Annotated in this window: 23 protein-coding genes; 13 read left to right on the forward strand and 10 right to left on the reverse strand. The window is 56.8% G+C overall.

What is annotated here, in order from left to right; all coding sequences use genetic code 11:
- Positions 1-95: 95 nt before the first annotated feature.
- Both B2A78_RS00275 and B2A78_RS00280 read right to left on the reverse strand, forming a co-directional pair.
- Complete coding sequence (locus B2A78_RS00275; protein WP_168175305.1) at positions 96-497, reverse strand: CoA-binding protein; 402 nt, start codon at positions 495-497, stop codon at positions 96-98.
- A gap of 20 nt (positions 498-517) precedes the next feature.
- Positions 518-1084: a YigZ family protein gene (locus tag B2A78_RS00280; RefSeq protein WP_077727898.1), complete on the reverse strand. Its 567-nt coding sequence runs from the start codon at positions 1082-1084 to the stop codon at positions 518-520.
- 90 nt (positions 1085-1174) lie between these two features.
- Between B2A78_RS00280 and B2A78_RS00285 the strand changes: the two genes are divergently transcribed.
- The 4 genes from B2A78_RS00285 (at position 1175) to B2A78_RS00300 (ending at position 3749) form a co-directional block, all read left to right on the forward strand.
- Positions 1175-2173 (forward strand): MBL fold metallo-hydrolase, encoded by a 999-nt coding sequence (locus tag B2A78_RS00285; protein WP_077727899.1) that lies wholly within the window; start codon positions 1175-1177, stop codon positions 2171-2173.
- Positions 2174-2260: 87 nt separating this feature from the next.
- Positions 2261-2872: an NAD(P)H:quinone oxidoreductase gene (wrbA, locus tag B2A78_RS00290; RefSeq protein WP_077727900.1), complete on the forward strand. Its 612-nt coding sequence runs from the start codon at positions 2261-2263 to the stop codon at positions 2870-2872.
- Positions 2873-2894: 22 nt separating this feature from the next.
- Positions 2895-3161 (forward strand): hypothetical protein, encoded by a 267-nt coding sequence (locus B2A78_RS00295; RefSeq protein ID WP_205780628.1) that lies wholly within the window; start codon positions 2895-2897, stop codon positions 3159-3161.
- 114 nt (positions 3162-3275) lie between these two features.
- A complete protein-coding gene (locus B2A78_RS00300) occupies positions 3276-3749 on the forward strand; it encodes a DUF2231 domain-containing protein (protein WP_077727902.1) in 474 nt (157 codons plus the stop codon).
- A gap of 21 nt (positions 3750-3770) precedes the next feature.
- On the opposite strand, the gene B2A78_RS00305 is transcribed toward B2A78_RS00300, so the two are convergent.
- Both B2A78_RS00305 and B2A78_RS00310 read right to left on the reverse strand, forming a co-directional pair.
- Positions 3771-4163, reverse strand: coding sequence for a DoxX family protein (locus B2A78_RS00305; protein ID WP_346425827.1), 393 nt, complete (start codon positions 4161-4163; stop codon positions 3771-3773).
- 15 nt (positions 4164-4178) lie between these two features.
- A complete protein-coding gene (locus tag B2A78_RS00310) occupies positions 4179-4565 on the reverse strand; it encodes a DUF504 domain-containing protein (protein WP_240502351.1) in 387 nt (128 codons plus the stop codon).
- Positions 4566-4696: 131 nt separating this feature from the next.
- Here B2A78_RS00310 and B2A78_RS00315 point away from each other — a divergent pair, with 131 nt between their 5' ends.
- The 4 genes from B2A78_RS00315 to B2A78_RS00330 all read left to right on the forward strand — a co-directional run bounded on the left by B2A78_RS00315 (position 4697) and on the right by B2A78_RS00330 (position 11201).
- The gene (locus B2A78_RS00315) at positions 4697-5467 is read left to right on the forward strand and encodes a GGDEF domain-containing protein (RefSeq protein ID WP_077727905.1); all 771 of its coding nucleotides are present in this window, start codon (positions 4697-4699) and stop codon (positions 5465-5467) included.
- Positions 5464-8271 (forward strand): class I adenylate cyclase, encoded by a 2808-nt coding sequence (locus tag B2A78_RS00320; protein WP_168175306.1) that lies wholly within the window; start codon positions 5464-5466, stop codon positions 8269-8271. Before B2A78_RS00315 ends, B2A78_RS00320 begins: the two co-directional genes overlap by 4 nt.
- 108 nt (positions 8272-8379) lie before the next feature.
- Positions 8380-10155, forward strand: coding sequence for an SLC13 family permease (locus tag B2A78_RS00325; protein ID WP_077727907.1), 1776 nt, complete (start codon positions 8380-8382; stop codon positions 10153-10155).
- A 32-nt stretch (positions 10156-10187) separates the two neighbouring features.
- A complete protein-coding gene (locus tag B2A78_RS00330; protein WP_077728113.1) occupies positions 10188-11201 on the forward strand; it encodes an FAD:protein FMN transferase in 1014 nt (337 codons plus the stop codon).
- 5 nt (positions 11202-11206) lie between these two features.
- On the opposite strand, the gene B2A78_RS00335 is transcribed toward B2A78_RS00330, so the two are convergent.
- The 3 genes from B2A78_RS00335 to B2A78_RS00345 all read right to left on the reverse strand — a co-directional run bounded on the left by B2A78_RS00335 (position 11207) and on the right by B2A78_RS00345 (position 13012).
- A complete protein-coding gene (locus B2A78_RS00335; protein ID WP_077727908.1) occupies positions 11207-11629 on the reverse strand; it encodes a hypothetical protein in 423 nt (140 codons plus the stop codon).
- Between the two features lie 118 nt (positions 11630-11747).
- Positions 11748-12449, reverse strand: coding sequence for a TVP38/TMEM64 family protein (locus B2A78_RS00340; RefSeq protein WP_077727909.1), 702 nt, complete (start codon positions 12447-12449; stop codon positions 11748-11750).
- A 215-nt stretch (positions 12450-12664) separates the two neighbouring features.
- Entirely contained in the window at positions 12665-13012 is a 348-nt protein-coding gene (locus tag B2A78_RS00345; RefSeq protein ID WP_240502352.1) for a hypothetical protein, read from the reverse strand.
- Between the two features lie 385 nt (positions 13013-13397).
- On the opposite strand from B2A78_RS00345, the gene rtcA reads away from it, so the two are divergent.
- A complete protein-coding gene (gene rtcA, locus B2A78_RS00350; RefSeq protein ID WP_077727910.1) occupies positions 13398-14471 on the forward strand; it encodes an RNA 3'-terminal phosphate cyclase in 1074 nt (357 codons plus the stop codon).
- 9 nt (positions 14472-14480) lie between these two features.
- Entirely contained in the window at positions 14481-16205 is a 1725-nt protein-coding gene (gene polX, locus B2A78_RS00355; RefSeq protein WP_077727911.1) for a DNA polymerase/3'-5' exonuclease PolX, read from the forward strand.
- 215 nt (positions 16206-16420) lie between these two features.
- Here polX and yihA read toward each other — a convergent pair whose 3' ends face one another.
- Positions 16421-17047 (reverse strand): ribosome biogenesis GTP-binding protein YihA/YsxC, encoded by a 627-nt coding sequence (yihA, locus tag B2A78_RS00360; RefSeq protein ID WP_077727912.1) that lies wholly within the window; start codon positions 17045-17047, stop codon positions 16421-16423.
- Between the two features lie 124 nt (positions 17048-17171).
- Here yihA and B2A78_RS00365 point away from each other — a divergent pair, with 124 nt between their 5' ends.
- The 3 genes from B2A78_RS00365 to B2A78_RS00375 all read left to right on the forward strand — a co-directional run bounded on the left by B2A78_RS00365 (position 17172) and on the right by B2A78_RS00375 (position 19472).
- Entirely contained in the window at positions 17172-17774 is a 603-nt protein-coding gene (locus tag B2A78_RS00365) for a c-type cytochrome (protein WP_077728115.1), read from the forward strand.
- A gap of 157 nt (positions 17775-17931) precedes the next feature.
- Positions 17932-18579 (forward strand): thiol:disulfide interchange protein DsbA/DsbL, encoded by a 648-nt coding sequence (locus B2A78_RS00370; protein ID WP_077727913.1) that lies wholly within the window; start codon positions 17932-17934, stop codon positions 18577-18579.
- 65 nt (positions 18580-18644) lie between these two features.
- Positions 18645-19472 carry an endonuclease/exonuclease/phosphatase family protein gene (locus tag B2A78_RS00375; RefSeq protein WP_240502353.1) on the forward strand — a complete coding sequence of 276 codons (828 nt, stop codon included), beginning with the start codon at positions 18645-18647 and terminating at the stop codon, positions 19470-19472.
- 180 nt (positions 19473-19652) lie between these two features.
- Here B2A78_RS00375 and B2A78_RS00380 read toward each other — a convergent pair whose 3' ends face one another.
- Both B2A78_RS00380 and B2A78_RS00385 read right to left on the reverse strand, forming a co-directional pair.
- Positions 19653-20888, reverse strand: a complete 1236-nt coding sequence (locus tag B2A78_RS00380) for an ABC transporter ATP-binding protein (RefSeq protein WP_077727915.1) — start codon at positions 20886-20888, stop codon at positions 19653-19655.
- A gap of 90 nt (positions 20889-20978) precedes the next feature.
- On the reverse strand, positions 20979-21773 hold the full coding sequence (locus tag B2A78_RS00385) for an FRG domain-containing protein (RefSeq protein ID WP_077727916.1): 795 nt from the start codon (positions 21771-21773) through the stop codon (positions 20979-20981).
- Between the last annotated feature and the right edge of the window lie 240 nt (positions 21774-22013).

Raw genomic sequence — 22013 nt, forward strand, 5'->3', positions numbered from 1 at the left:
GTAGTTTCCCAGTCTCTAGGGAAATTTACTAAGAACCGTGGGCTAATCCTGTAACTCCGGAAAACTCGTCGAGATGAAGTAAGAGCCTTCCGGCGTTAACGCTTGATGTGGCTCTTGATCATGATGCAAGTGTTGGCCAGATAGCTGAAGTCGTTGGAGGCCAGGAAATTCAGGACCTCGGCATTCTCCGCTCCGGGTTGCAGCCACACGTTCCTTAGACCGAGATCGAGACATTGCTTCAGGACGGACAAGGTAGCCTCGGGCGGTATGACGAAATTGACCAGGGTCGGTGTGCCGGGAAGTTGCGCAAGATCCGGATATGCGGGATCGCCATCCACCGACGCGCGATTCGGGTTGACCGCATAAACTTTGTATCCTTTGCCTTTCAGATCGCGATAGATGGCATGGCCGAATTTTCGTTCGTCGTCCGTCGCGCCCACTACGGCGACGACGGTGTCCGGTGCATCCAAAAGGTCGAGCAGAGCGTCGGGTGACAATGCCGTTGTCTCACTGAAAATTACGAATCATTAAACTGCCGATCAATGGCAGGCGCTTCGGAAGCCGGCAAACGCACGACCACGTCGATCTTTTCGCCGAATGTGCGCGAGACGATCTTTCCTCCGGCTTTCTCGACATGATAAGCGAGCGGCTGAAGTTTTGGATAATCGATCCTCAATTTGAGTTCGGCATATTCAACATAGGGCACGAGGGAGGCTTTCTCCAGGGCAAGTTTGGCCGTGCCGCCATAGGCGCGGACCAACCCGCCGGCTCCCAGCTTGATGCCGCCGAAATAACGAACGACGGCGACCAGCGCATTGACGAGATCGAAGCCGGACATATGCGCGAGTATCGGCTTTCCGGCCGTTCCGCTCGGCTCTCCGGCGTCGTTGAAATGGGCGATGATGCCGTTCTCGGTCTTGATCCGATAGGCGAAGGCGAGATGGTGCGCCATCGGATGAGCCGATGCGATTTCGTACAGCCGCGACCGCAGCTGCGACTCGTCGGCGCAGGGCAGGGCGTAGCCGATGAAGCGCGAATGGTTGACGGTGAAGCTGGCTTCCGAACCTTTTTCGATGAGATACATGGATGAGAAAGATCGAACCGGTGAGTCTAATATCGTGCCCCAAACCCATCATACCGTAGCCGGCTTTAAAGCTTTAACAGAGAGACTTCCATGAAACCGGTGTTTCATCCCGCGCTGGTGAACGACGTGTTCGGCGATCCGGCGGTTTATGTCGATTTTCTGTTCGAGAAGCGTGCTCTGCTGTTCGATCTGGGCGATTTGCGAAATCTGGCGACGCGAAAAATCCTCAGGGTTCGGGATGTGTTCGTTTCCCATGCTCACATGGATCACTTCTTCGGTTTCGATTGGTTGCTGCGCCTGTGCCTAGGGCGGGAAATCCGCATCCGGTTGTTCGGGCCGGCCGGTTTTCTCGGCCAGGTGGAAGCCAAGCTCGCGGGTTATACCTGGAATCTGGTGGAAAACTACGACACCGATTTTACCTTGGATGCGACCGAGGTCTTGAGCGAAACCGAGGCGCGAAGCGCCCGTTTCCGCTGTCGGGCCGAATTTCGCCGCGAAAATGAGCACGAATGGACTATCAGGGACGGCGTTTTGCTCGACGAGGAGAACCACACCGTCCGGTTTGGCCTGTTGGATCATAAGATCCCGTGTCTCGCTTTTGCGCTCCAGGAAAAGCTGCACGTCAATATCTGGAAGAACCGCCTCGACGATCTGGATCTCGAGCCAGGGCCCTGGCTTCAAAGTTTCAAGCGCTCGGTGCTCGACGGATTGCCCGGCGATACGCCGATCACCGCCCGGCGGCGCGGACGGGGCGAAATTACGTTCCGCCTGGACTATCTGGCCGGAACCATCGCCCACATCTCGACCGGACAGAAAATTGCTTACGTGACCGATGCCGTCTATCACGACGCCAATGCCGAGCGCATCGTTCAACTGGCCAAGGGCGCCGACCAGTTCTTCATCGAAGCGGTCTTCGGCGAAGAACTCGTCGAGCGCGCCGCGCAGAAATACCACCTGACCGCCCGCCAAGCAGGCAGCCTGGCTCAGCGCGCCGGGGTCAAGTTTCCCGTGCCGTTCCATTTCTCGCCGATCTACCACGACCGCGAGTACGAACTCAGGGAGGAGTTCGAGCGGGCGTTTCGTGGCTAGACCTATTCACCCTTTTTGAAACAAGTTCCTTAAACTCTCCGGCCCGCCTCGTTTCTAAGGGATATACCCCAAATTCAAGGAGGAAACATGGCTGTCAAGCTCGCGGTCATTTACTACAGCGCCACCGGAACCACTTACCGATTGGCGCGCGGTATCGAGGAAGGGGCTGAGCAATCGGGCGCCGAAGTGCGTTTTAGGAGGGTGCAGGAGCTCGCTCCCGAGGATGCCATTGCGTCCAACCCTCTTTGGGCCGAGCACCGGCAGGAAGCTCGGGATGTGGAGGAGGCGAGCCTGGACGATCTGGTGTGGGCCGATGCCATTGTTTTCGGGACACCGACCCGCTACGGACTGCCTACCGCTCAACTCAAGCAGTTCATCGACAGGACGGGACCTTTGTGGACTCAAGGACAATTGGTGAACAAGATCGTCTCCTCGTTTACCAGTACCGCGACGCCTCACGGCGGGCAGGAAACGACGATCGTCGCCCTCAACAATACCTTCTATCACTGGGGCGCCATCATCGTCGCGCCGGGCTACATCGATCCCATACAGTTCCAAGCCGGGAATCCTTACGGTGTATCGTTCACGAGCAACAACGGGCAGCTCAAGCCGGACGATGTGGCCATGGCCGCGGCAAAATTTCAGGGCAGGCGCGTGGTCGCGGTAACGGCGCAGTTCCTTGCTGGTCAAAAACAGTAGTAAGCCGACCGGAGCCGGCTAAATGGCTCAGCGAGCGGTTGGAGAAACAGCCATGGTGAAGCTTCACGACAAGGAAACCGGCGCGTTCGTCGGAGAAATCAGCGACCAACAGCTTCAACAGTTGATGGATGTATTGGAGGAAGAAAGCTCGATCGACAGGGACTATTTCGTCAATCGAGCCCAGCTGGAGTTTTTGGAGGAACAGGGACTCGATAGAGCGTTGATCGGTCTGCTGCGGACGGCTTTGGGTAACAGGGAAGGCATGGAGATCGTTTGGGGGAAATCATGAATCGAGGGGTCGCTTGGGCGTATCGCAAGCCGCCTTCGATACGGCTGCGATTGCCGCGGTGACTTTTCAACTCATCAAATCGTGCGACTGGTGTTCCAGTTCCAAGGAGGCAGTATGCAAAGCAAAGCTAAGATTCTCGGCCACCCGGCCCATCCGATACTGATCGTATTTCCGCTCGGGTTGCTGTCCACAGGTGTTGTCTTCGACATCATTTATCTGATGACGGGTTCGCCGAGTTTTGTGACGGTCGCCTTCTGGATGATCGCGGCAGGAATCATAGGCGGGCTGATTGCTGCGCCGTTCGGCTTGATCGACTGGCTGGCCATACCGCCTAATACCCGCGCCAAGTATATCGGACTGATGCACGGTGTCGGCAATGTGGTGGTACTGCTGCTTTTCATCGCCAGTTGGTGGCTCCGGCGGAATATCGATTTCCCCGGAGCTTGGGCCTTCGTTCTGTCGTTTGCCGGTTTCGCATTGGTCTTGATCACCGGATGGCTGGGCGGCGAATTGGTAGACCGGCTGGGCGTCGGTGTCGACGACGACGCCGATCTGAACGCGCCGAGCTCTCTGCACAAAACGCACTGATCAGATGGGACCGGGTAAATCTCAATACCGGCCCTGTCGCTTGTCCAAACTCAGATCGCCGGGGCCATGGGCAAAAATGACCATGAAGCCTCCGGCGATCGCTATGTTCTTCAAGAACATGATGGTTTGCACCTTGTCGCCGAAATTAAGGTGGAAGAGCAAGGCCGCCGCGATGGAGAAACCGGCGAGGGCTAGGGCAAACCACCGCGTGTACCAGCCGATCATGATGGCTATCGCGCCTCCGATTTCCAATGCGATAACCAGCGGCAGCAGCATGCCCGGTACCCCCATCGATTCCATGTAGGTTTGGGTTCCGGCAAAACCGCCGATCTTGTTGAAGCCCGACAACAGAAAGATGATGGACATGAAAATTCGTCCGATAAGTTCTGCGTAACGAGACATATTCGCGGACATGCGGCCCCCTTTGAATTAGTGCGTACGTTGCCAGATAAGCTCTCCGTTTCGATATACCACTTTAATGCGGTGGAGTGGAATAGTGTGCGTTTCACCTTCGGAATCGGTGAGTTCGAATACGCCGGGGCGATCCCCAGGAAAGTCGATCCGTTTTAACGGTGTCACCACAATCGTCTTTTCGATGCGGTCGTAGTAGCCGATAGCGAATTCGGCCCGCGCGAAGTCTTCATCCCAGCGGATGCGGTTGAGTAGATCTCGGATGGGAAGCATCGCCGTAATCTGTCGTTTCGATCGCTCTTTATTAATCAGACCCGTAAATACCCTCCTGGTATTTCGGGCCGCCGCCCAGGCCCGGTACACGCCCGGCCTGGGCTCACGCGGCTTGTCGCCGCGCCGGGGCATCCCTGCCCCGGATTAACCCGGCCTATATTTATAGGCCGGGTTAATAGACCGTTACTCGGGTCGTGTGGCGGGCAGAACTTTCGCGGCCGATTAAAATTAAACCTGTTGAATCGAATTTAGTGAGTAACCCCATGCAGAAAGCCTTGGTCGAGGCGCTGGATCGGGCGCCGATGGGCGTTGCGATTATGCGGGATCGGCGAATTTTATGGGTGAACGAACGTTTGGCCCAGTGGTTCGAATTGGCGCATCATTTGGACGGATGGGCCCCGAAGACTGCGGAGGATATCGGGCTGGCCGTTCTGTTCGCTGGCGACGATAGGCTTTGCGTCACGCGCGGTGGCGAGCAGTTTTGGCTGCAGCGCGAGTGCGCCGCTCTCGCCGACGGCAGCGAGGCTTATTTTTTCCAGGATGTGACCGAAAACGTGCGGATCGAAACGGCTCGCGGCCGTCTTCAAGAATTGGTCAACACCCTGCACACCAAGGACTCGGAAACGGGGCTTCTGAACCGGAACGCGATTCTTCAGGCTTTGGAAGGTCACGTGAGCCGCAGCCGGCGCTATGGCAACGCCTTGTCGGTGATTCGCGTCACCCTGCAGCCGCCCCGTGGCGCATCGCTGCCGGAAACCACGCTGCGCGAAATCGCTCAGGAATTCAATGCGCAGCTGCGATGGGCCGACCAAATCGGCCGCCTCGATGAGACGGCTTTCCTTTTGATTCTTCCCGAAACCGTCCGCACCGATGCGGAAGCGCTTGCCACCAAGTTCGGCGCAGAACGCGTGGCCTTGGCCGGCGCGGAAATGTGGCGGATCGATTGCGCGGTCGCCTCCTGGCAAAAAGGAGACGACGCGCGAAAACTCATGCAGCGTCTTCATTCCGAGCCATACGGACCGAAATTATCGTGACAGCGACCACTTTGCGAGCGATAAGGCTCGGCGGACCCGGCGAGGAAATCGATCGGAAGAATTTGGCCGCCATCGTTCGGCGCTTCCAAAACCTGCATCGGCTTCAGTTGCAGCGCATTCAGGAATATCAGACGCCGCGTCAGCGGGATTTTCTCGATTTGTTGCCGCTCTTGTTTCACTGCAATCACCCGATGCTGCCCGGTTACGTCTCGTCCGAGACGCCGGCCGGCATCCAGGACTATGTTCCCGCCCGCCGGACGCTGCTCGCCGTCAGGCGGCTAACCAAGAGTTTCGAATACAAGCGGCGCGCGCTGACCGAATATCCGATCCATGGCATATACCTGATGGGCAGTGTCAGCAGTGTTGCCTATTCCAGGAAAAGCGACCTCGATATCTGGCTGTGTCATTCGCGCTCGTTGGACGAAAGTCAACTGGACGAATTGCGTCGCAAAGCGGCCGGCGTGGAAAAATGGGCCCAATCCCTTGGATTGGAGGCCCATATCTTCTTCATCGATAGCGAACGGTTCCGTCTCGGCATCGGCACCCCGATTTCTTCCGAAAGCTGCGGCAGCGTGCAGCATCATCTGTTGCTCGAAGAGTTCTACCGCACCAGCGTCTGGCTGGCCGGTCGCGCCACCGCCTGGTGGCTGGTGCCGCCCGACCAGGAGGCGCGGTACGGAGAATATCTGAACCACTTGAGAGAAAAACGCTTCGTCAACGAAAACGATTTCATCGATTTCGGAGGGCTTGAATATATCCCGCCCGACGAATTTCTCGGCGGCACGCTGTGGCATTTGCACAAGGCGATCGATGCACCGCACAAGTCATTGCTCAAGCTATTTCTGATGGAGAGTTACGCCAGCCAGTATCCCCACACCCGATGGCTCTGCGCCCGGTTGAAGGCGGCGGTGTACGAGGGGAGTCTGGATGACCGCGAGCTCGACTCATATATCCTCATGTATCGGGACGTCGAGCGTTATTTGTTGGCGGGGGGGGAGCGCGAGCGGCTGGAGTTGGCGCGGCAATGCTTTTATCTCAAGCTCAACGAATTGGTGAGGTTTGGCGGGGGCACGGAAGCGGAGAAACGCCGTCGGCAAGAGATTTTGACCGCCATGGTCCACGCCTGGGGATGGCCGCGTCAACGCATCCGGGATCTGGACGAGCGGCGTCACTGGACCGTGGTCAAGGCTTTGCAGGAGCAAAAAGTCATCGGCTACGAATTGACCCGGAGTTATCGAACCGTGAGGCAGTTCGCGGCGGAGCATTCCGAGATCGGAGGTCCGGCCGGAGAGGAAATCAAGCTTTTGGGGCGCAGACTTTCCGCCGCTTTGGAGCTTAAACCCGGTAAAGTGGAAAGGCTGAGCCTCGATAGCGGCGACTGCATCGAACCTAAAGATTTCTCAGTGCACGAAGTCCGCCTGGCGGACGGCGAAATGGGATGGATCTTATACTCCGGACGGGTGGCATCTGCGGATGCGGGCAAGGCGCCATATCTGAAAAAGGCGCGCAGCCTGGTCGAGCTTTTGGCCTGGCTGTCGTTCAACGGACTTTACGATCGGAGCGCCAACCTCTTTCTGGAAACCGTCGAAAGCGCATTGACGCTTTTGGAACTCAAGAACAATTTGCGTGCGTTGAACCGTTTTCTCGCGTCGCACCAGAGCGAGCCGGAACATCTGGACGACTACGGCCGAGCCCCGCGCGTGATTGCCGCAGCGTTGTTCGTCAACCTGGGGATCGACGTCGATGCCGAGCGCCGCGACGGAATCAGACTGGCCAGCGATCGTCATGATGCGCTGAGTTATGGCTACGAGCGGACGAACCTGATTCATCAAGTCGATGCCGTCATTTTGACGTCGTGGCGGGAAACCCTGGTCAAGCGTTACCAGGGTTTGGTCGGATTCCTCGATTGTCTGGCGGATCTCATCAACGAATCGCTTTCCAATGAATCGCACGTCGAGTGCTTCTGTTTCGTTGCCGGGCGGGCCCGAACCATCGCCCTGAGAGTTCAGGAGCTTTATCGGGATTTGAGGGCGGCGTTTTCGAGTCCGGACCGATCGCTACGCTATATCCTGCGGGGCGGTTCGGAATTCTACCTATTCGATAATCAGGGAACGAGCGTCCGTTTTTGGGGTGTACCCGATGTGGATCGCTTGTATAGCGAGCTGTCCGCTCCCCGATCTATGTTTTCGCCGGTCATTTTCGACCGCGCCGCCCTCGAAAATGACCCTTTGCCTTTGATATACGTCCATAATCGGCCGGGAGTTATTCAAATCTTTTGCCAACCGGAATCCGCGCAGGTAAAGGTTTACATTCTGGACGAGCGGGGTTCATTGTTCTACCGTAGCCACGAGGCGGTCGGACCCCAACTCTTGCTAGGGCCTTATGCCTCGTTTCTCAGCGACATCTTGCAGCGCTATGTACTGGCTGCCGGCGGGATCGAATATTACGTGGTGGAACATCAGGCGTCCGGAGGCTACAGCGTGAAATCCGCCGGTTTCCAGCCCAACCCGGCCAGTCGCATGCTGGAAATTCGAGTATTCGCTCAAGAGACCGCGCCTGGCCGCGTGGCCTACACCATTTTCTGCAACGACTCGGAATTTTCTTCCATGGATGCGGGACAGGACGTATTTTCCATGGCGGCGGCCGATATCATGCGGCTTCGCCAGAGCGGGGAACGCTATCCCATCTATATCACCGACATCGACCTGCCGCTTTCCATTCTGGGCGTGGACACACCGGAAGAGCTGCAAACCGTTCACTTTCTCAAATTCAAAGAGAAGGTCGAGGAACGCTTGAATGCCTGATTATCTGTTATAAAAAAAAGTGTTTCTATTCTTTTTTGTAATTTGAATCCCGTCTAAAATGGGCCGTTTTTCAACGGCAACGATCTTTCCCGAGGCAAAAAAACGGTTATGGGTGGACAAGCTTGGCTCGCGGTCGGCGTGGTTTTGGGGTGCTTAAGCTTGATGCTTTTCACGTCCGCCGCGCCTGAGCTGATACTGCTGGGCGGAGTCGTGATGCTACTCGTATCCGGTGTACTGACGCCGGATCAAGCCTTGAGCGGTTTTTCCAACGAAGGCATGATTACCGTCGCGCTGATGTACGTGGTGGTGGCCGGTATCCGGGAGACCGGTGGCGTCGATATGCTGGTCCAGCATGTGCTCGGGCGTCCGAAGTCCCTGCGGGGGGCGTTGCTGAGGCTGATCGTGCCGGTCACGTCGGTTAGCGCCTTCATGAACAATACGCCCTTGGTGGCTGTTTTTCTGCCTGCCGTTCTCACCTGGGCCAAGCGCCTGCAAATTTCGCCTTCGAAACTGCTGATTCCGCTGAGTTACGCGGCGGTCGTCGGCGGAACGATCACTTTGATCGGCACCAGCACCAACCTGATCGTCAACGGGCTTCTACTGCACAGCAATAGGCCGGGGCTAGGATTGTTCGACATCGCCTGGGTTGGTATTCCGTGTTCGATTCTCACGATGATCTACATTTTGTTGTTGGCGCCCAAGCAGTTGCCCGAGCGCAAACCCGCCAGCGCCGTGTTCGAAAATCCCAAGGAATATACGGTCGAAATGTCGGTCGAGGACAATGGAGCCTTGGTGGGTAAAACCATCGAAGAGGCCGGTCTTCGCCATTTACAAGGGCTCTATCTGGTCGAAATCGAACGTGGCGATGAAGTGTTGGCGGCGGTCGGACCTTACGAGCGCCTCCAGCCCGGCGATCAACTGGTTTTCGCGGGCGTGAGCGATTCGGTGGTGGAATTGCAGCGGATCAAGGGTCTGCTCCCGTCGGCCGATAAGTCGTTTACCCTGGAGGACAGAAAGCACCGCGAGCGCGTATTGGTGGAGGTAGTCGTTTCGCCGCAATGCGCGCTGGTAGGCAAAACCATCAAGGAAGGCCGTTTCCGCATGGTCTACGGCGGCTCGGTGATCGCCGTGGCGCGCAACGGTCAGCGTATCTCCGGTAAAATCGGCGAAATTCGCTTGGAGCCGGCGGACACGCTGTTGCTCGATGTCCGCCCGCCTTTCCTGGAGCGGCATCGGAATTCCAACGATTTTCTTCTGATAAGTCAGGTATCCGAGTATTTGCCGGTTCGTCACGAGCGTGCAGGCATGGCCTGGTTGATTTTGGCCGCCGTGGTGCTGAGCGCTTCTTTCGAATGGTTGAGCATGCTGAAAGCGGCCCTGCTCGGTGCGGCCGCCATGCTGCTGACGGGGTGCTGCTCCGTGCCGACCGCCAGGAAAAGCCTGGACGGTCAGGTGTTGCTTGCCATAGCGGCTTCGTTCGGTCTCGGCAAAGCCCTGGAGGTATCCGGTGCGGCATCGGGAATCGCGCAGGGTTTTCTGAATCTCGCCGGAGACAATCCGCTTTTGGTGCTGGTGCTGTTTTATTTCTTGACCGTCGTGCTGACCGAACTGCTCAGCAATAATTCGGTAGCGGTATTGATGTTTCCCCTGGCTTTGGCCATTGCCGACAAACTGGATGTCAGTTTTTGGCCGTTCATCGTTGCCGTAATGGTCGCGGCGTCCATGGGCTTTTCTACCCCGATCGGCTATCAGACCAACTTAATGGTTTACGGTCCCGGCGGTTATCATTTCAGCGATTTCGTTCGCTTCGGCGTTCCTTTGAACATTCTGATGGGGATCGTGGCGCTGAGTATCATTCCCTGGGTGTGGCCGTTTCATCCATAGCACCGGCCGCACGTTTCATTCGGTTTTTTCTCATGACGTTTCGATACATCTCTTGTCTGCTGATCATCTTAAGCTTTACCGGCTGCGAACGAGCGGCCGAAACCGAGCTTTCCGGGGCGATTCAGGGTACGACCTACCACATCAAGATGGTGATGGATAAGGTCGAGGCGGCGCCGGAACAGGTCAAGACCGACGTCGAAGCCGTGTTCAAGCTGGTCGACGAAAAACTGTCGAATTGGCGCGAGGACTCGGAAATTTCCCGAGTGAACCAGCAGAAAACGACCGACTGGATTTCGGTCTCTCCGGAAATCATCCGGCTGGCGGCGATCGCGAAGGAGATCAACCAGCGCTCGGCAGGCTGCTACGATCTTACGGTAAAGCCCTTATTCGATCTGTGGGGTTTTTCCAAGCACGAAAACCGGGTGCCGGAACAGGGCGAAATCGACCGGACCTTGGCTCATGTGGGCATGAGCAAATTGGAAATCGATGCGGAAAACGGGCGTATCCGCAAATCGGATCCCGAACTCACCATCGATTTGTCGTCCATCGCGCAGGGCTATACCGTGGCCGCCGTGGCCGATCAGCTCGAAAGCCGGGGGATTCACAATTATCTCGCGGAAATCGGCGGCGAGATGAAGGTCAAGGGGCGCAAAGCCAACGGGGCGGCTTGGCGGGTGGCTATCGAAAAGCCCACGCCGCTGGTGCGGGAGGTCCAGCGCATTCTGGACATCCATCAGGAAAACGGCGCGGCCGTGATGACGTCCGGTACGTACCGAAACTTTTTCGAGTCGGGCGGGCAAGCTTACTCCCATATCATCGATCCGAAGACCGGTCGTCCCGTGACCCACAATCTGCTGTCCGTCACCGTTCTGCATGACGATCCGACTTTGGCGGATGCCTGGTCGACGGCTCTGTTATGCGTGGGTGAAATCGAGGGAGCCCGGATTGCCGAAACGGAGGGACTTAAAGCCCTGTTCATTTACCGGGACGGTCAGGAACTCAAGGAGCATATGAGCAGCCAATTCATGAGTGCTCCCGCGCCTTAGTTTTTTTAGATCCCTGAGCCCCGCCGCTTCGGTTCGGAAGTACGTTCCGTGCGCGGTTCGGCCATCATGTGCTCGCCGAAATAATACAGGATGTGCGAGGCGCCCAGGTAAACCAAGGCGAAGACGAAAATCTGGCTGATGGGCAGGTCGTTGAGCATGGCGTACAGCTCGACGCCGCCTGCGGTCAGAAGAAAGATGAGTCCCATGAGCAGCGCTTCGATGCGGCTCCCCCGGCGATAACGGAAGTACCACAGCACTATCTGGCTGATCAATAGATAGCCGACGACGATGAATAGGTTGTTCCGCATAGGGCCGTAGAATCCCTCCGCTTCCGGAATGACGAGGTTGAGATTGCCGAGGACAGCGATACCGCCCAGGATCGACAACCAGACGGCAAAATGGAAATTGAGGGTGATCGCGCGGTTCATGGATTTTTCCGATCGCTTGTTGAATGGCTCGTTCCTTCGAGAGAGCGGGAAGGCGATGAGTTCCCGACCCTGTCAAGACGGTGGAACCACGTTTGCTGTATCGTTGCGGCCGCGTCGTTTACTCGGGTTCAGTGTGGTTTTTTCGTAATAGAGCGGGAAGCACGATCAGGAGGCCGAGGAGCGTAAAGCTGAGAATCACTTCCGGCGACCAGATATCTTTGATGTCGCTGATTTCGCCCAAAGCCTGTCCCAAGTTGACGTAAACGAAACTGCCGGGAATGACGCCGATCAGCGTGGCGAGGAAATAGGTGCGGGCAGTAATGTTGGTTACGGCCGGCGCCAGATTGACCAGCCAGAACGGAAAAAGCGGAACCAGTCTCAGGAAAAGCAGATAGCGGAAAGCGTCGCCCTCGAATCCTTTCACGATTTTCGTAGCCATCGGAGACTTCGACAATTTGGCGCGGGCAAGGTCGGCAAAAACGAAGCGTGCCGCCAAAAACACCAGCAAAGCGCCCAGGGTCGACGCGATCACCGTCACCAAGGTGCCCAGCCAACGTCCGAACAGCAAACCCATCGTCAGCGACAGTATCGCTCCAACCGGAATGCTGAATGCCGTCGAAGCGACGTAGAGGGATGCCGAGGCGAGCAGCATGAGTAGGTAATGCCGCTCGGTAAATTCTATGAGCCGATCACGATTTTCCTTGATGAATTCGAGGCTAAACCATTGATTTCCTCCGAGAGCGAAGAAGGCGGACAGCACGGCGACGAACAGCAGGACCAGTCCGATTCTGCCGTAGAAGCGCTTTAGTTGGTCGGGCATGACGCGTTCTCCGGGGGAAGCCGAGGTCAGTATACAGGCGGTCGGAGTAACGCGAAAATTGGGCGACAGACTGCTTCGCCGAGTCCGTTTTCAAGGAAGCGCTACTGAACTCGACGGGCATTCGCGAACCATTTTTTTCAGGCGCGATGGCCGAAAAGAATGGTATCCGTGTTTCCGCCGGCCCGCCCGGCGGTCGGGCAGGCCGGCAAGTGAAATTACCGCTTCATTCCGTTTTTCAGCGCGTTGAACAGGGCATTGCCTGCAACCGTGTTATCGCTGCCTACCAAAACCATGATCATCAAACCGCCGTCCGTCTTCAAACATTCAACCACTCCGGTGATATGTTCGCTCCATGAGCGGACCGAGTCCTCGTCCTTGCTGATTCTGCCTGCTTTCTCGGCGTTTAATATCGATTCGCCCTTGTTGACGCAATCGGCTTGACTCATGGTTCCTCCGTCCAGGTGATCCCACCACATGCTGGGTGCTGCTGCGGAGGCGTTGAAGGGCAGGCTGCTCATCAACAAGCAGGCGAAGAAGGGAATAACGAAGTTTCTTGTGGACATGGGAAAATCCTCCTTGGTTCTGTCCGGTGAGGGCCGAATCGGTCGGTGACCCTCATTCCTAGAGACTTATTAACCCGGCCTATAAATATAGGCCGGGTTAATCCGGGGCAGGGATGCCCCGGCGCGGCGACAAGCCGCGTGAGCCCAGGCCGGGCGTGTACCGGCCTGGGCGGCGGCCCGAAATACCAGGAGGGTATTTACGGGCCTGATTAATAAACCACCACCGCCCCGGCGGTTTCTATCCTGGGCAGCATTCGCTCGGCAGTCTCGGGAAGTATGCGGCGCCTTGCCTAGCATCTTAATTAAGCCACCGAGGAGTATTTCATTGCAATGATGAACGCTCGTTCTATTGATCAAAATTCTTGAGGAATAGATGACTGAGACCATGGATCGCATCGTTATTGACGGTTCCTACGGCGAAGGCGGCGGGCAAATTCTTAGGACCACGCTCTGCCTGTCCACCATTACCGGCCGTCCGGTACGTATCGAAAACATCCGTGCGAGGCGGAAAAAGCCGGGATTGGCTGCCCAGCATCTGACGGCGGTGTTTGCGGCGGCTAAGCTTTGCGATGCCGAGCTGAGCGGGACCGAATTGGGTTCCAGGACTCTGACGTTCACGCCGCGGACAAAGCCAAAGGCCGGCGACTATCTCTTCGATGTCGCGAAAGCGAGGCAAGGCGGCAGCGCGGGAGCAGTGTCGCTGGTACTACAAACGGTGCTGCTGCCTTTGGCGTTGACCGAAGGCGGCTCACGGGTCGAGTTGCGGGGCGGAACGCACGTGCCCCTGAGCCCGCCGTTCGATTATCTTCATGACGTGTGGCTCCCTTATTTGAAGCTCATGGGCGTACGCGCCGAACTCAGTCTGGAACGATCCGGCTGGTACCCGGTCGGAAAGGGTGAAGTGCTGCTGGAGACGAGAGGAACCGGAGTAGGAACGAGAAAGAGGCTGCACTCTCTTAATGTGCCGGATCGAGGCGAACTCGTCGAGATTTCCGGCCGGGCGCTTGCCGCCAATCTTCCCGAGCATGTGGTCAAACGCATGGCGGACCGAGCAGAGACCATACTGCGACGAAAAAACATGTCTTGCGAGATCGACGCAGTTTCCGTTCAGGCGGCCTGTCCGGGGGCGGGGATTTTCCTCGTCGCGCGCTACGAGCGTTCTCTGGCCGGTTTCAGCGCCTTGGGCGAGCGGGGGAAGCCGGCGGAGCAAGTCGCCGAAGATGCCTGCGCAAAACTGTTGGAGCACCATCATACGAATGCCTCGGTGGACGAGCATCTGGCGGATCAATTGGTGTTGCCTTGCGCTCTGGCCGACGGCGAGTCCGTTTTTTCGGTAGATCCGATGACCCGGCATCTTTCGACCAATGCGTGGGTGGTGGAGCGTTTCGGTATCGCCGAAGTCGAATTGATATCGACCTCGGCCACCGCCGGTTTGGTGCGCGTCTTTCCGAATCCGTGAGTACCCGCTATGCCCGTCCGTAACGCCGACATTGCCGCGATCTTCGGGGAAATCGCCGATCTTCTGGAAATCGACGGTGCGAACGTGTTTCGGGTCCGCGCCTATCACAACGCGGCCCGCATACTCCAGGAACTGGGCAAGGACGTTCGCGCGATGGTGCAAAAGGGCGAGGACCTGACCGAATTGCCGGGCATCGGCGCCGACTTGGCCGGCAAGATCAAAGAAATCGTCGACACTGGCCACTGCAAGACGCTGGACGAGCTTCACAAACGGCTGCCGCCGGCCATCGCGGAACTTTTGAAAATCCCCGGATTGGGTCCAAAGCGAGTCAGAGCGCTCTACCGCGAACTCGGTATTCAAACTCTGGCTCAGCTTCGGCGTGCGGTACGCGATCATCGAATACAGGCACTTCCCGGCTTTGGTGAAAAAACCGAGATGCACATCGCCGACGCGCTGGAGGCTCATGGTGGCGGAGCCGGGCGTTACACGCGCGTCGCCGCCGAGCAATACGCGGCGCCTTTGCTCGATTATTTGAACGGGGTTCCCGGCGTCGAGCGGGTTGTGATTGCCGGCAGCTATCGCCGTGCCAAGGAGACGGTGGGCGATCTCGACATCTTGGCGGCGGCGGAATCGGGAAGCCCCGTAATGCAGCGTTTCGTCGAGTACGAGGACGTTGCGGAGGTTTTGTCACAAGGTCCCACGCGCGCCAGTGTGTTGCTGCGCGGCGGACTGCAAGTGGATTTCAGAGTGGTTCCGGCGGAAAGCTACGGCGCGGCTCTGCATTATTTCACCGGCGGCAAAGCGCATAACATCGCCATTCGGCATTTGGGGCAGGAGAGGGGCCTAAAAATCAACGAATACGGGGTGTTTCGAGGCGACGAGCGGGTTGCGGGCGATACCGAAGAATCGGTCTTTGCCGCTGTGGGATTGCCCTTTATCCCGGCGGAATTGCGGGAAGATCGGGGCGAAATCGAAGCGGCCCGAGCGGGTCGTTTGCCGAAGCTGGTCGAACTGTCCGATCTCAAGGGCGATCTTCACGCCCATACCAAAGCATCGGACGGTCACAATACTATCCCGGAGATGGCTGAAGCCGCGAGAAGCCATGGCCTGGAATATCTCGCCATCACCGAGCATTCCCGCCGGCTGACGGTAGCCCATGGGCTGGATCCGATCCGCTTGCTCAAGCATATGGACGAGGTCGATCGGCTGAACGAAACCCTGGACGGCATCGTTCTCCTCAAGGGCATCGAAGTAGACATATTGGAGGATGGCGATCTGGATTTGCCGGACGATGTGCTCAGCCGGCTCGATATCGTCGTCGGTGCGGTACACAGCCGATTCGATCTGCCCCGGAACAAACAGACCGAGCGGATTCTTCGCGCGATGGATCATCCCTATTTCACCATTCTGGCGCATCCCTCCGGGCGATTGATCGGTCGCCGAGAGCCCTATGATGTCGACATGCTTCGCATCATCCGCAAGGCCAGAGAGCGAAGGTGTTTTCTCGAGCTCAACGCTAATCCGGAGCGCCTCGATCTTGCCGATACTCATTGCAAATTAGCCAAGGACGAGGGTGTGCTGATCAGTCTCAACTCCGACGCGCACAGCACCCTGGACTTCAGGAATCTGCGCTACGCCGTCGGACAGGCCCGACGCGGCTGGCTGGAGTCCCGTGACGTGCTGAATTCCCGCAGCTTGAAGGAACTGCGTCTGCTGCTTCGCCAGACCTTTTAGCGTCCGAAACGAGGCGCATCGTCTCCCGAAAAGTGAGAGCTCATGACAAAGCGGTTGAACTTTTATCCATAGGGGCGGTCACAACGATTAAGTGTCAGGAACGACGCGAACTACTCATCTCCTCCCTTTGAGTAGTGTCATTCGCCCGGCATCCCCCCCAAGCCGGGACTTCGCTCCGAGGTATGTCCCCCCATTTGCCTCGGAGCTTTTTCTTTTTATGGGGCTTTGGCCTCTTGCGATTGAGGTATCTCCAGCCAGCGGTCCAACACGGACCAGGCTTCCTCCAATCCAAACCGCTTGAGTGCCGAAAAGAGCTGAAGGCTGACCGTTAATCCCTCTTGCGCGTTCAATTCGGCTTCAACCTTGCGCAAGGTTTGGAGCGCAGCCCCCCGGCTGAGTTTGTCCGCCTTGGTCAAGGCGATGTGCAGCGGAAGCTTCCAGTGATGGCACCACTCGATCATGCGGTGATCGAAAGGCGTCAGAGGATGGCGGATGTCCATCACCAGAAATACCCCGCGTAATGATCGGCGCTCGCTGAAATAAGACTCCAGAGCCTGGCGCCAGTTCTTCTGGATCGCCTCGGGTACCTGGGCATAGCCGTAGCCGGGGAGATCGACCAATCGTCTCTGACCGTCCACTTGGAAAAAATTGAGCATCTGGGTCCGCCCCGGCGTTTTGCTGACCCGCGCCAGCGATTTCTGCTGCGTGATGACATTGATCGCGCTCGATTTTCCGGCGTTGGAGCGGCCCGCGAAGGCGATTTCGAAGCCTTCGTCCGGCGGCGCATTTTTTACGCTCGGCGCACTCGTCAGGTACCGGGTATTTTGATAAGCGGTTTTCATGAGAATCGAATCGGGAAAGCTGTTGACTTTTGTAGTCTACCTGTATTTGATTGGCGCTCTAAAAAACGAGCCGCAGGTCGGCGTGAGAGAACTTTATTTGGTTTGCCAGAGCGAGGAGTCAATGATGGGGAAGTGTGCATTATGGGTTTGTTTCATTTTGTTGAGTGGTCATTCCCTCGCTTATGCTCAAGGAAATGCGGCGGCAGGAAAGGAAAAATCGGAGCCCTGTGCCGGTTGCCATGGTGACGACGGAAACAGCAATGCGCCTATATTTCCCAAGTTGGCCGGTCAGCATGCTTCATATCTTGCGAAGCAGTTGCACGAATTCAAAAGCGAGAAAAGAGCCAATCCGACCATGACCGCGATGGCTGAGCCTCTGTCCGACGCGGATATAGACGACATCAGCGCTTACTATGCCCAGCAAAAGACCACGCTGGAAAAGGCAGAGGCGCCTAATCCGCTAGGAGAGACGATTTACCGCACCGGCAATGCCTCGTCCGGCGTTCCGGCTTGCGCCGGTTGCCATGGCCCGGACGGCGCCGGCAATCCGTCCGCGAAATTTCCTGCTCTGCGCGCCCAGTACGCCGCTTATCTCGAAAAGACTTTGAGTGATTTCAAGGCAGGTGCTCGAGCCAACGATGCAAATTCTATCATGCGCGCGATCGCGGCTAAGTTGAGCGACGAAGAAATTACCGCTGTGTCCAGTTATACGTCGGGATTACGATGAGATCCGCCAGTCGAAATCGCTCATTTTTCGGTATTGTCGGCACATTTTTTATGGTTTTCGGTTTAAAATCCCTACCATTGGGCGAGTCCGGGCGAAAGTTCGGCTCGATTCTCGATCATTTTTGCGGTTCGGATCATTTCAGAGCGGAGCTTGTTTAATGAAATCGGCGTTGAGTTTGCTGGCTTGCTTGGTGTTGTTTTCGGCTACGGCTTTTGGAGCGGCTAAGGCGGAGGAGTTCAAACAAGGCGTCGATTACGAGTTGGTGAATCCGCCGCAAACAACTGTCGATCCCTCCAAGGTCGAGGTCATGGAGTTCTTCTGGTATGGCTGCCCCCACTGCTATCACTTCGAACCGGATTTAAATGCCTGGCTGAAGAAGAAGCCGGATAACGTGGTTTTTATTCGACAACCTGCCGTTTTCAATGCACGCTGGGCGGCTCACGCCAAGGCATACTATACGGCCGAAGCGCTCGGGGTACTCGATAAGGTCCATGCCGATTTGTACGACGCCATCCAAAACAAGAAGCAAGCTCTGGAGAGCGAGACGGAGTTGGCCAAGTTCTTCGCCGACCATGGCGTCGCCGACGGCGATTTTCGCAAGGCCTATAAATCGTTTGCCGTGGATACGAAGATGAGGCAGGCCGAAACCATGGCGGCGCGCTACGGTGTGACGGGAACGCCCAACGTCATTGTCAACGGGAAATACCGAATCGCTCCTCAGCAGGCCAAATCGTTTCCTCGGATGATCGCTATTATGAACGATTTAATCGAAAAGGAATCCAGTGGGGCAAAGGGTGCCCAATAATTGTGTTTACATGAAAGAATCAACATTATGCAGCCGGGGTTACCGGCGAGCAGGTTGGGGGTATCGTGTCACTTAGTACTGTCATGACATCTCGGGCTGTTGCGAGTTCTTTGGAGGCTACCGCGCCGATTAACAAGCGGCGTGTCAGATTCGCAAGTTTCAATATTCAAACGGGCATCACAACGTCCAGTTATAGGGACTATATCACCGGAAGCTGGCGGCACATCTGGCCCTCTCAGAAGAGACTTCCGAATCTGATTCGAATCGCTCATCTTCTCAAGCCTTTCGATATCGTTGGTCTTCAGGAAGTCGACGGCGGCGGCGCACGCAGCCATCACATCGTTCAAACCCAATATCTCGCGGAAACCGCCGGTTTTGCCTATTGGCACAACCAGGTCAACCGACGCATCGGCAATCTGGCCCTGCACAGCAATGGGCTGTTGAGCCGCATCAAGCCCGACTTCATTCATGACTATAAGCTCCCTGGCCTGCCCGGTCGGGGCGCCTTGCTGGCCCGCTTCGGGGCGGTGGGCGACGATGCGTTATATCTGTGTATTCTGCATCTGGCGTTGAGCAGGCGTGCCCGGCTCAAGCAGATCGCGTTTATCAGCGAATTGATCCGCGATCTGTCGTATGTCGTTTTGATGGGAGACCTGAACTGCGAGCCGAATTCGCCGGAGCTCAATCTTTTAACTTCCGCAACCGAGCTCTGCGACCCGATGTGTGAGTTGAAGACATTTCCGAGCTGGCGCCCGCATAAAATGCTCGATCACATTTTGGTAACGCCGAGTCTTCAAGTGACGAATGTCCAGGTGATCAATTTTGCCTGCTCGGATCACCTGCCCATCGCGATGGAAGTCGAATTGCCCGATCAGTTGGCGGTCGCTGCCTGAGAGGCCGCACCGGAGGTAGGTCGGCAATCCCTTGTTGCGGGCTATGTGTGCATTTTGGATGTAAGCCGCAGGTCGACAGCAGGTTTGTCGGCACAGGATTGCCGACCTACGACTTATTTTGGCCTGACTTCTGGGGGGCGTGCCGAGTTCTCAATTCGCACCGCTGCGGCGAAAATTGTACTAGCCCATCCCATCCGCACCCGAGACTGTCGCATTCATCACAAATAGTCCTTCGTAAGCTCGCTCGTCTTTCTGGGTGACGGTCAGCGTCAGCAGACTCCCGCAATAGCCGAGCCAGCCTCCGGCCGAGGCGAAGCCGCCCGCGACGCGGTAAATTCCGGGCGTCAGCGACAGGAACGGCAACGTTAGCCGTAACTGTCCGCCAGCCGGTTTAAGTGAACCCCGGTTGCCCTCCATTTCGGAATAGATGGAAGCGAGCAATATGCCGGTCTGGGTCCAAAATTGGAGCACTAAGCCGGCGGATTCCACCGGTACCGCGGCAGCATAGCTCAGTTCAAAATCCACGGATTGCCCGGTGAAAACCTTCACGCTGTCCGTGTTTTCCTGTCCTTTGACTGCTAACGTTCGTATCGAAGCCGCTCCGGTAAAATCCGCCGGCATCTCGGGAGCGTTTTCCAACGGCTTGAGTTGCCGATTGAGATAGCCTATCGATTCGTAATACTTGAGAAACAGCTGGTCGGTTTCCCCGAACGCCAGCGCCTCGCCATCGAAGAGGAGCAGGCAGCGGTCGGCTACATGCCGAATATTCATTTCCGAGTGGGATACGAACAGAATCGTCGTCCCGTTGTATTTAAGGCTGTTGAGCCGCTCCAGGCAACGCAACTGGAAGGCGACGTCGCCAACGGCCAGGACTTCATCGACGAGCAGGACATCGGTCGGGACGCAGGTGGCGATCGAGAATTCGAGTCGTGCGTACATGCCGTCGGAATAATGCTTGACCGGCGCGTCGATCGACTTTTCCAGTCCGGCAAAGGCTACGATGTCGTCCAGTTTGGCGTCGGTTTCCCGTTTGTCGAGTCCCAGTTGCGCACACTGGATATAAATGTTTTCCCGGCCGGTCAGCATGGGCTGAAGCCCCGTGCCTAGGCGGATCAAGGACTTGATCTTACCGCGCATGGCTATGCGGCCTCGATCGGGCCGGTAATCCCGATTCACCAGTTTCAGCAGCGTGCTCTTTCCGGCTCCATTGGGGCCGATGATTCCGATGCATTCGCCGACCCGTCCGGCAAAGGAGACATCGCGTAACGCCCAAAACTCTTCGCTTCGCAAACGCTCCAACGGTTTCAGGCGGAGCATGCTCCGGGATGCGTCTTGGAAGCCATAGAGCAGATCGGCTTTCAGTGACCGGCGAAATTTTTTTCCGACGCCATCGAACAGAATTGCTGGCTGAGACACGGTTGGTCTGGATTGTGAAAACAAGTAAGGCGTCAGCGATTAAAGGCTTGATGTAAGGCTGTAAACGCGATGCTTAAGCCGGCTGTCCGTTTAGTGCGTACGGCAGGGACCCGGTCCGTAATAGCGTTTCAACCATCGACTCAACCCGTCGAGGCCGGGGAAGAGCATCCGTTCGGTGACGTTGTCCTGATCGAGTTTGTCCCGTACTTCCCATTTAATTTCTTTCGGGATGATGATGCGGTAATAAAGGGCTGGATGATTCAAAAGAAATTCGCTGAGGACCAAGGTTGCGCCGGGCATTGCCGACATGATCGCGCCTTGGTTGACGATGCGGGCGTCCAGCGACGGCGGCTCGAAGAACAGCACGAAGCGGCCATTCTCGGCCAAGCGGTCGAATTCGTCTAGAGACTGGATGAATTCCAGCATTTCGACCGAGAACAAAAATGCGGATTCGCGGTTGAGCACTTCGCGAAGCTTTTCCGGCAACAGGGATCGGGCCTCGACGACATTGATGCACCAGATCGCAGCATCCCGGTCGTAATATTGCTCCTCGGCAGTGGCAAAATGCACCGCGACCTTAGGCGAAATGGTCCAATCCAGAAGGCGGGTCGGTAAGCCGTAGTGCTGAGCAACGGCCAACTGCACCCAGAGCGTTTCCGCCGGTATGGATCCGGGCTCCGCATATTTCCGGAAGCCCCGCAACATCGGCTTCTCGACGTTGATGTAATCACCCCCGAGCCGCAACAGGCTGTTTTCGAGTCCCCAAGAGGCGTCGGCCAAGCCTCGGTAGACGAGATCCGATCGATAACGTTGAAGAGCATTTTTCGGGATGTCGTACAGAGCCCGCATCAGCTCGGACCAATTCGCAACTCGAATGTCGTTCATGACGTTTTCCATGTCGGGGGGAGCAGGCGATGGTCAAGAGATATCGATTCGTATCGTAGAGCACATTCTAGTTCGATGTACCGACTATGGGGTACACTTCCTTACGCCCATCTTGCAGATCGCTTAGGGCACCTTGGTGTAGGGCGCATTAGCTTTAGCGTAATGCGCCGAATGGGACGGCTCCCCATGCGGCGGAATACGCGAGTACGCTACTCCGCCCTATACCAGCTTCGACAGGGC

This window comes from Methylocaldum sp. 14B (assembly GCF_002005105.1).
In the GTDB taxonomy this organism is placed as follows: Bacteria; Pseudomonadota; Gammaproteobacteria; order Methylococcales; family Methylococcaceae; genus Methylocaldum.

What these genes read in the sequence shown, in the direction of transcription:
- B2A78_RS00335 (WP_077727908.1), bottom strand. Translation starts at nt 11,629, where the DNA reads ATGAACCGCGCGATCACCCTCAATTTCCATTTTGCCGTCTGGTTGTCG.
- B2A78_RS00310 (WP_240502351.1), bottom strand. Translation starts at nt 4,565, where the DNA reads ATGCCCCGGCGCGGCGACAAGCCGCGTGAGCCCAGGCCGGGCGTGTAC.
- polX (WP_077727911.1), top strand. Translation starts at nt 14,481, where the DNA reads ATGCCCGTCCGTAACGCCGACATTGCCGCGATCTTCGGGGAAATCGCC.
- B2A78_RS00345 (WP_240502352.1), bottom strand. Translation starts at nt 13,012, where the DNA reads ATGTCCACAAGAAACTTCGTTATTCCCTTCTTCGCCTGCTTGTTGATG.
- B2A78_RS00370 (WP_077727913.1), top strand. Translation starts at nt 17,932, where the DNA reads ATGAAATCGGCGTTGAGTTTGCTGGCTTGCTTGGTGTTGTTTTCGGCT.
- B2A78_RS00315 (WP_077727905.1), top strand. Translation starts at nt 4,697, where the DNA reads ATGCAGAAAGCCTTGGTCGAGGCGCTGGATCGGGCGCCGATGGGCGTT.
- rtcA (WP_077727910.1), top strand. Translation starts at nt 13,398, where the DNA reads ATGGATCGCATCGTTATTGACGGTTCCTACGGCGAAGGCGGCGGGCAA.
- B2A78_RS00340 (WP_077727909.1), bottom strand. Translation starts at nt 12,449, where the DNA reads ATGCCCGACCAACTAAAGCGCTTCTACGGCAGAATCGGACTGGTCCTG.
- yihA (WP_077727912.1), bottom strand. Translation starts at nt 17,047, where the DNA reads ATGAAAACCGCTTATCAAAATACCCGGTACCTGACGAGTGCGCCGAGC.
- B2A78_RS00365 (WP_077728115.1), top strand. Translation starts at nt 17,172, where the DNA reads ATGGGGAAGTGTGCATTATGGGTTTGTTTCATTTTGTTGAGTGGTCAT.
- B2A78_RS00305 (WP_346425827.1), bottom strand. Translation starts at nt 4,163, where the DNA reads ATGTCCGCGAATATGTCTCGTTACGCAGAACTTATCGGACGAATTTTC.
- B2A78_RS00295 (WP_205780628.1), top strand. Translation starts at nt 2,895, where the DNA reads ATGGCTCAGCGAGCGGTTGGAGAAACAGCCATGGTGAAGCTTCACGAC.
- B2A78_RS00385 (WP_077727916.1), bottom strand. Translation starts at nt 21,773, where the DNA reads ATGAACGACATTCGAGTTGCGAATTGGTCCGAGCTGATGCGGGCTCTG.
- B2A78_RS00280 (WP_077727898.1), bottom strand. Translation starts at nt 1,084, where the DNA reads ATGTATCTCATCGAAAAAGGTTCGGAAGCCAGCTTCACCGTCAACCAT.
- B2A78_RS00330 (WP_077728113.1), top strand. Translation starts at nt 10,188, where the DNA reads ATGACGTTTCGATACATCTCTTGTCTGCTGATCATCTTAAGCTTTACC.
- wrbA (WP_077727900.1), top strand. Translation starts at nt 2,261, where the DNA reads ATGGCTGTCAAGCTCGCGGTCATTTACTACAGCGCCACCGGAACCACT.
- B2A78_RS00285 (WP_077727899.1), top strand. Translation starts at nt 1,175, where the DNA reads ATGAAACCGGTGTTTCATCCCGCGCTGGTGAACGACGTGTTCGGCGAT.
- B2A78_RS00325 (WP_077727907.1), top strand. Translation starts at nt 8,380, where the DNA reads ATGGGTGGACAAGCTTGGCTCGCGGTCGGCGTGGTTTTGGGGTGCTTA.
- B2A78_RS00300 (WP_077727902.1), top strand. Translation starts at nt 3,276, where the DNA reads ATGCAAAGCAAAGCTAAGATTCTCGGCCACCCGGCCCATCCGATACTG.